We start from the raw sequence: 10,124 nt of genomic DNA, 5'->3' as shown, positions 1-10,124 counted from the left end.
TATTTAATTTTACCAATTAAAACGGCAGTTTCCTGTTTACGGAACTTTTCAGCTTTACCAAAACCATCAAAAAACAAAGTTTGTAAAAACTGTTGATAATATAAGTCCTTACCTTGAGTTTGACTAACTTTTAACTTATCTTGTAAATAATTAGGATTACCATGATCTAAAAATCCCTTTTTCTGGAGAAAATAAATAAACATCAACCGATTTAAAACCACGGAAGCGTACCAATTAGCATCCTTTGGATTTTCTATCCCTTGAATAACAGCAGCAAATTTAAAATGTATTTCTTGGAACTTATTAAAAAAGTCTTTGGTAACTTTTTCAATATCAAAAGCCCTTTCAGTGCGTTGAGTAACATCAGTTAAAGTGAGATTTTCTTCTTCAGCAAAATCAATAAATAAAGCTTCTAACTTTTGACTTAATAACTCTCCCGACTGAGTAATATTAAAGGTAGTTTCTTTAGCTTTAGTTTTAGTTGCAGACTCTCGTTTTACCCATTGCCAAATTTGTTTTTGTTGACCTTTATCTGTGTAAATAATTAAATGTTCTTGACTATAGCTAGTAACCTCAACATCAATCTTTTTTCTGACTTGAGCATTGGGTAAAATCCCCTTTTCCGGTAAACAATGATAAACCATTAAACCACGTTTTTGGCAAATAGCTTCTATCGTATAATTTTCGTCATTGACCTTTAAATAAATAGGAGAAATATCAGCATAATCCCAACCTAGTTCTTCAATAAAAAGCGATGTAAAATCAGCTAATTGCAGGTATTTTTTAACTTGACTACGATTGAACTTCATAAAATGCACTCCTGGTATAAATAAGGTTTTTATTCCACCCTAACCCTTAGCAAGAGGAGGGGGACTAAATGCCAATTTCTCCCCTTTATAAAGGAAAAGGACTAAGAGGGGTAATTAAACTTTACAAAACTTTACACCCCAACTTACTTGTCACTACATCAAAAACAATGTAGGATAAAGACGAACACGGTTAGTGTGATTAGTAATCAGATTCTAGCAATTCCATATTTACTTAAATAAATCTAGTAGGCAGATTTTATGGCAATCCCAACCGATGACAATGATATTCTAGTCGGAACTGATGGATATGATAATATTGATGGCCTTGATGGTAACGATCTGATTCAAGGACTAGCAGACAATGATGGTCTTTATGGCAATGATGGCAATGATACCTTAGAAGGGGGAGATGGGAACGATTACCTAAATCCCGGAGATGGGGTGAATGCGATCGCTGGTGGCACAGGTAGTGATAAGTTAGATCTAAACTATGATTACAATACAGATGGTATCATCATAAATTATAGCAGCCCCACCAATGGCACAATTAGCGATGGTTCAACCATCAAGGAAGTCGAAAGAATTGACCTGGTAACAGGTTCAGGTAATGATAACATTGACATTTCTGCCACTGACAATACTCGCTCTTCAGATCCCTATTATGGTAACAGATGGCAAGATAACGACACCAAAGTTTACGCCAATAATGGTAATGATACCGTCATTGGTGGTTCTGGTGGCGATGAAATCTATGGAGGAGCAGGTAATGATATCCTCACAGGCAACGCCGGCAATGATAAACTAGTCGGTGGAGAAGGTGAAGATATTCTCAACGGTGGTGCAGGAGATGATGAACTTTACGGTGAAGATGGTAATGATACCCTCAATGGTGGAGAAGGAAATGATTATCTCAATGGTGGCAAAGGAATTAATAGCGTTATCGGTGGTGCAGGTAGCGATAAACTGGATTTAGATTATACGACAAACACCAATAACATCACCATTAATTATAGCAGCCCCACCAATGGCACAATTAGCGATGGTTCAACCATCAAGGAAGTCGAAAGAATTGACCTGAAAACAGGTTCAGGTAATGACAACATTGATATTTCTGCCACCGACAATACTCGCTCTTCAGATCCTTATTATGGTAACAGATGGCAAGATAACGACACCAAAGTTTATGCCAATAATGGTAATGATACCGTCATTGGTGGTTCTGGTGGCGATGAAATCTATGGAGGAGCAGGTAATGACATCCTCACAGGCAACGCCGGCAATGATAAACTAGTCGGTGGGGAAGGTGAAGATATTCTCAACGGTGGTGCGGGAGATGATGAACTCTACGGTGAAGATGGTAGTGATACCCTCAATGGTGGAGACGGAAATGATTATCTCAATGGTGGCAAAGGAATTAATAGCGTTATCGGCGGTGCTGGTAGCGATAAACTGGATTTAGATTATACGACAAACACCACTGGCATCATCATTAATTATAGTGACCCCACCAATGGCACAATTAGCGATGGGTTGACGACAAAAGAGATCAAGGAAGTCGAAAGAATTTACCTGGTAACAGGTTCAGGTAATGATAACATTGATATTTCTGCCACTGACAATACTCGCTATTCAGATCCTTATTATGGTAACAGATGGCAGTATAACGACACCAAAGTTTACGCCAATAATGGTAATGATACCGTCATTGGTGGTGTAGGTGGCGATGAAATCTATGGAGGAGCAGGTAATGATCTCCTCACAGGCAATGAAAGCAATGATAAACTAGTCGGTGGCCGGGGCAATGATATCCTCAACGGTGGGACTGGGAATGATGAACTCTATGGAGAAAATGATAATGATATCCTTGATGGTGGCTTAGGAAATGATACTCTCAATGGCGGTAGTGGAACTGATACCCTGAAAGTTGATTATTCTGCTATTACCACCGTCGGAATTAGCACCACCGTTACCACCCCAAGTAGTGGGACAATTTCCGCAGCGGGTAATATCGTCAACTATAGCAACATCGAGAAATTTAACATTACTGGTACAACCGAAGCAGATAATCTCATCGGTGGCAACTTAGATGATATCCTCATCGGTGGAGACGGTAACGACACCTTTACTGGTGGTACTGGCAATGACACAATACAAGGTGGCAATGGTAACGACACCATTACTGGTGGTACTGGTGCTGATAGCCTAGTAGGTGGTCGTGGGGATGATATTTACATTATTAATGAATTGGGAGACATCATCACCGAAGGTTCTAACCAAGGTTTAGATACGGTAAGAGCCTCAATTACTTACAGTTTAGCCAGCATTGCCAATGTTGAAAACCTGACCTTGACCGGAACTGCTAACATTAACGCCACAGGAAATGCCATTAACAATATCCTCACTGGCAACAGTGGTAATAATACCCTCAATGGTGCAGCCGGTAATGACCGTCTCATTGGTGTAGACGAAACCAGTGCAACACCAGGAAAGGCAGAAGTTGACACCTTAATTGGTGGAGCAGGACGTGATAGATTTGTTTTGGGCAATGGCAGCAAAGTTTTCTATGATGATGGAGATACAACCAACGCCGGCACCGCTGACTATGCAATAATTCAGGGTTTTAGCGCCAGTCAAGACTTTATAGAATTATCGGGAGAGAAAACCGACTATACCCTGAATACTACCTATAGCCCAGGCAATACCGCCATTTATCGCAACAAACCTACCGGTGAACCAGCAGAACTAATTGGCATAATTGAAGGTGTGACAGGGCTAAACCTCACTTCTCCTGCCTTTATCACCTATTTTGATTACTTCAATGATTTTGAAACCGCAACCGGAACAGAATGGTCAAATCAAACTCGTTCTATCACACCAGTGGGAGAAAGAAATTTCCTGGGTGAATTTGGTAATGATACCGTTAGTTTGACGCTAAATAATCAGGCTAATAGTACAGTGACTCTGGAATTTGACCTCTTTATCCTCAAAACTTGGGATGGTAATGATTATAGTAATAGTCCTTATGGTCCTGATATCTTTACCCTGAGTATTGCCGGCGGACAAACCCTACTCAATACCACCTTTAACAATGTCGGCGGAGGTCAGGCTTATCCTGGTACTTTTGGTAGTGCAACTTATCCCGGACGCACAGGAGCAGTAGAAAGTAACACCCTTGGTTATTATTATGGAGATTCGGTTTACCGCATCTCCTCCACTTTTCAAGCCCCAAGTAGTAACCTGAAACTCAACTTTGCTGGTTCTGGACTTCAAGACATTGGTGATGAAAGTTGGGGTTTAGATAACGTCAAAGTTACCACTTTCACCACCTCAACTGCTTTATCTGCGGGAACTCTAGCCTTTAGTCAACCCACCTTTCAAGTCAACGAAGACGGCACCGCTGTAGCTGCTGTGACTGTTACCCGTACTGGGGGCAGTAATGGCGAAGTCCGAGCTACAATTACATCACAAGGACAAACCGCTACAAATTGGGGAGATTTTGACCCTACGGCCATTGATGTCACCTTTGGTAATTTAGACACTACAGCCAAAGTGATCACCATTCCTATTTACAACGACTTCAAAGCCGAAAGCGACGAAACCCTGTTATTGGGCTTAACAAATGCCGTCGGTGGTGCAGCCATAGGTACACAAAATACCGCCACCCTCACCATTGTTGATAATAATGATGCACCTGTCACATATTATCTAACTAATGCCGGCAGTTGGACAAATGCCCAAGGGCAAGCGGAGGCATTGGGTGGTAATTTGGTGACAATCAATGATCCCACCGAAAACCAGTTTTTAGTCACTGCTTTTGGTAGTGAAAATTTCTGGATTGGCTTAAACGATGTCGCAGCAGAAGGTAACTTTGCCTGGGTGAATGGAGAATCGTCTAAATACACCAATTGGTATGGTGGTCAACCTGATAACTCTAACAATGAAGATTACGTCTTCATGAACTATGGTCCAGGAACTTGGGCTGATATCAGCAACAATAATCTTTACCGAGGCATTGTTGAGGTCGTTAATGGTGCATCTACTTTATCCGTAGGGAATGTCTCCATTGATGAAGAAGCTGTCATTAATGGTAAAATTACCGTAACCGTCACCCTCACAGGCGTTAGACCCGACAAAACCTTCACCGTTGACTATAGCACCGCAGACGTTACCGCCACAGCCGGACAAGATTATACAGCCACAAATGGCACGTTAACCTTTAATCCGGGAGAAAGTGTTAAAACCTTCACCATTGATATTACCAATGACAGAGTTTATGAAGGTAACGAAACCTTTAATGTAACATTGTCAAATCCCACCGGTGGCGCTGTTTTAGGGCAAAATGTCAGCACAATTACTCTCACAGAAACCCCACCGGTTTTAGCTTTTAGTCAGCCGACTTTTATCTTCAAAGAAGACGGGACTGGTACGACTCAAATCACAGTGACGCGCACAGGAAGTCCAGATAATACAGTCAGTGCCACCATTAGTTTAACCAATGGTCAAGCCGTTGCTCCCGACGATTACAACAATAGTTCCATAACTGTCTCCTTTGCCCCTGGGGAAACCAGTAAAGTTGTTAATATTCCTCTAGTTGACGACATCAGATTGGAAGAAGAGGAAGACCTAACTTTAACTTTAAGCAATCCCACAAACAGCGCGATTCTAGGCACACAAGCAACGGCAAAATTAACGATTCAGGACAATGAGATTAATCAAGGTGTTGTTCTTAATCAAGCAATTCCAGTTACCATTGACAACACAAAATTAAAGGTTAGTAATGTTGGTGCTTTAACAGGGAATTTTGGGCTGTCTTTTAATGGGGTTGATAATTATGTCGAAATTCCCCATAGTGCGGCTTTGAGTTTGAACACCTTTACCCTGGAAGCCTGGGTTAATCAAACTCAAATTAAAGGTGATTACCAACCGATTATTACGAAACAGAATAATGGCGGCTCTGAACGGAATTATGGTCTATTTATTGTACCGAATGGAAGTCGCCTTAATTTTACTTTTCAAGATAGTTATGGTAATGGGGTAGGCTTTGAAACAACCCAAGGTTCACTCACTCTCAATCAATTAACTCATGTTGCTGCCACTTATGATGGTGCCAAACTGAGTTTATATATCAATGGACAGTTAGATACCAGTGTTGATTGGGTTGGTACGCCATTGCAAAATAATTATCCGGTTAAGATTGGGCGAGAACTTAATGCCTGGAATCCTTTTGCTGGACAAATTGACGATGTTCGCATTTGGAATGTTGCCCGTACCCAAGCCCAAATCCAGGCTAATTACAATCAACAACTAGTTGGTAATGAAACAGGATTAGCAGGTTACTGGAACTTTAATGAACCGAGTGGCAGCACTGCATTAGATAAAACCATTAATGGCAATAATGGTAATATTATTGGTGCAACTCATGTTAACCAAACAGGTACACCGACTGAACAACTTGCCGCTGCCAATATTATCTACACCGTCACCGATTTACCCGATCAAGGCGTTTTAGGATTCTGCAATGACAAAGCCCTGTCTTTTAATGGGGTTGATAATTATGTCGAAATTCCCCATAGTGCGGCTTTGAGTTTGAACACCTTTACCCTAGAAGCCTGGGTTAATCAAACTCAAATTAAAGGTGATTGGCAACCGATTATTACGAAAGAGGCAAATAACGGCTATGAAGTGAATTATGGTCTATATATTGAACCGAATGGAAGTCGCCTTGATTTTGGTTTTCAAGATAGTAATGGTAATTGGCGATACATTTATCCCAGTCAAGCCTCATTAACACTCAATCAATTAACTCATGTTGCTGCCACTTATGATGGTGCTAAACTGAGTTTATATATCAATGGACAGTTAGATACCAGTGTTGATTGGGTTGGTACGCCATTGCAAAATAATTATCCGGTTAAGATTGGGCGAGAACTTAATGCCTGGACTCCCTTTGCTGGACAAATTGACGATGTTCGCATTTGGAATGTTGCCCGTACCCAAACCCAAATCCAGGCAAATCTCAACAAAACCTTAACCGGCACGGAAACAGGACTAGCAGGTTACTGGAACTTCAACAACATCACAGGAAATACCGCCACCGATTTAACCACCAATGGCAACAACGGTACAATTTACGGGGCAACTGTTACAACAGGTAATCCCATTCTCTCCACCGTCACCCCGTTAAAAGTTGGAGATACATTTACCCAAGCGGACATTGACAGTGGCAAGTTAATCTATCAACCCGGTGGTAGTAGTATTCAAGACTTCTTCCAATTCAATTTGACAGATGGTACAAACACCGTTACCAATCAAACTTTCTTCCTCAGTCATACCGACCAAACCACTAACGGTACAGCCGCAAACCAAACCCTCAACGGTACAGCCAGCAAAGACAAAATTAACGGTTTAAGTGGAGATGACATTCTCAATGGCGGTGCTGATCATGACCTCCTCCAAGGTGGTACAGGCAACGATACCCTCAATGGTGAAGCCGGTAACGATTTCCTCTATGGTGGTGTCGGTAACGATTTCCTGTATGGTGGAACGGGAGATGACAGTTATTTAATTGATAGCACCACTGAGACTATTACCGAAAATGCCAACGAAGGTACAGACACAGTTTACAGCACCCTAACCTTCTCCTTGGCTACCCTTCCCAACGTGGAAAACCTGATATTAACGGGAATAGATGCAATTAATGGGACTGGGAACGCAGCTAATAACGTCATTACTGGCAACAATGGTAATAACACCCTTGATGGTGGGGCAGGTACAGATACCCTAATTGGTGGTTTAGGGGATGATATCTACATTGTAGATAGTACCACGGACATCATTACGGAAAATGCCGACGGTGGTACAGATACCATTCAATCTAGTGTTACTTACACTATGGCTACCCTTCCCAACGTGGAAAACCTGACATTAACAGGAACAGCAGCAATTAACGGGACTGGGAACGCAGGTAATAACCTTATTACTGGTAACGATGTTAATAACAGCCTGAATGGTGCGGCTGGTAATGATACCCTTAATGGTGGCGCAGGTACAGATACGTTAATTGGTGGTTTAGGTGATGATATCTACATTGTAGATACTGCCACCGACACAATTACAGAACAGGCCAACGCTGGTACAGATACCATTCAATCCGGTGTCACCTTGACTATTGCTACCAACTTCGAAAACCTGACATTAACAGGAACAGCAGCAATTAACGGGACTGGGAACGCAGGTAATAACGTGATTACTGGGAATACTGGTAATAACAGCCTGGATGGTGCGGCTGGTAATGATACCCTGAATGGAGGGGATGGTACAGATACGTTAATTGGGGGAACTGGCAATGATGTTTATATTGTTGATAGTACCGCTGACACCATTACGGAACAGGCCAACGCAGGTACAGATACCATTCAATCTAGTGTCACCTTGACTATTGCTACCAACGTCGAAAACCTGACATTAACAGGAACAGCAGCAATTAACGGGACTGGGAACGCAGGTAATAACGTGATTACTGGGAATACTGGTAATAACACCCTTGATGGTGGTACGGGTACAGATAGGTTAATTGGTGGTAGTGGCAATGATATCTACATTGTAGATAGTACCACGGACATCATTACCGAAAATGCCAACGAGGGTACAGATACCATTCAATCTAGTGTTACTTACACTATTACGGCTGCTAACGTGGAAAACCTGACATTAACGGGAACAGCAGCAATTAACGGGACTGGGAACGCAGGTAATAACGTCATCACTGGTAACGCTGGTAATAACAGCCTGGATGGTGCGGCTGGTAATGATACCCTGAATGGTGGGGATGGTATTGACACCTTGGTTGGTGGTATAGGCGATGATGTTTATATTGTTGATACTGCCACTGATGTGATTACGGAGAATGTAGGACAGGGTACAGATATAGTTCAATCCAGTAGTGTCAGCTATACTTTAGCGGACAACGTGGAAAACCTGACGTTAACGGGAACAGCCAATATCAACGGTACGGGAAATGGGATTAATAACACTATTACTGGGAATACTGGTAATAATACCCTTGATGGTGGTGCGGGTACAGATACGTTAATTGGTGGTAGTGGCGATGATATTTACATTGTAGATAGCACTACTGACACTATTACAGAACTGGCCAACGGTGGCACAGATACCATTCAATCTAGTATCACCTATACTATTGCGGCTGCTAACGTGGAAAACCTGACATTGACGGGAATAACAGCCATTAACGGGACTGGTAACGGTGGTAATAACGTGATTACTGGTAATGGTGGTAATAATACCCTTGATGGTGGTGCTGGTACAGATACGTTAATCGGTGGTAGTGGCGATGATATTTACATCGTAGATAGCACCACTGATACTATTACAGAACTGGCCAACGGTGGTACAGATACCATTCAATCTAGTGTTACTTACACTATTTTGGCTGCTAATGTGGAAAACCTGACCCTGACAGGAACAGCAGCAATTAACGGGACTGGGAACGGTGGTAATAACGTGATTACTGGTAATGGTGGTAATAATACCCTTGATGGTGGTGCGGGTACAGATACGTTAATCGGTGGTTTAGGTGATGATATCTACATTGTAGATAGCACCACTGATACTATTACAGAACTGGCTAACGCTGGTACAGATACCATTCAATCTAGTGTTACTTACACTATTTTGGCTGCTAACGTGGAAAACCTGACCCTGACAGGAACAGCAGCAATTAACGGGACTGGAAACACAGGTAATAACGTCATCATAGGTAACGGTGCTAATAACAGCCTGAATGGAGGTGCTGGGAATGATAGACTAACTGGAGGAGTTGGAAAAGATACCTTAACTGGAGGGTTAGGAACAGACCGTTTTGACTACCGCACTTTAAGCGATTCTGTTTTCAGTAACTTTGATGTGATTACTGACTTCAATGCTACTGCTGATTTATTCGTCGTTTCCACTACACCCACCAGATTCCCTAATGCGGGAACTGTGGCAACACTTGATACAGCAGGTATTACAGCTAAGTTAACTAATACTGTCTTTACAGCTAACTCTGCTGCTCAATTTACCTTTGGTACTGGTACTAATACTCGTAGCTTTGTCGCTATTAACGACGCTAACGCAGGATTTAATGCTACTACGGATGCAATTATTGAGGTGACAGGTTTCACAGGGACTTTAGGATTGAATAACTTTACTACAGCCTTAGTTTAGGAAATCCTGGTTTTAACCTAATTGGTAGTAATTTGAGTGTAAGTAGAGACGTTATATAAAACATATAAAACGTCTCTGCTGCTCTCA

The 10,124-nt window shown here is 41.9% G+C and carries 1 protein-coding gene and 1 pseudogene; one reads left to right on the top strand and one right to left on the bottom strand.

Annotated elements, in window-relative coordinates; all coding sequences use genetic code 11:
- Window positions 1–809 (bottom strand): annotated as a pseudogene (locus H6F62_RS10070) (ATP-binding protein); the annotation flags it as partial.
- Between the two features lie 258 nt (window positions 810–1,067).
- Between H6F62_RS10070 and H6F62_RS20925 the strand changes: the two are divergent.
- Window positions 1,068–10,037, top strand: a complete 8,970-nt coding sequence (locus H6F62_RS20925) for a LamG-like jellyroll fold domain-containing protein (protein ID WP_190371944.1) — start codon at window positions 1,068–1,070, stop codon at window positions 10,035–10,037.
- Window positions 10,038–10,124: the final 87 nt, after the last annotated feature.

The organism is Anabaena sp. FACHB-1391, assembly GCF_014696755.1.
GTDB lineage: Bacteria > Cyanobacteriota > Cyanobacteriia > Cyanobacteriales > Nostocaceae > Dolichospermum > Dolichospermum planctonicum.
The sequence above is the reverse complement of the archived record's forward strand: the minus strand, read 5'-3'. Positions and strand labels throughout refer to the sequence as shown.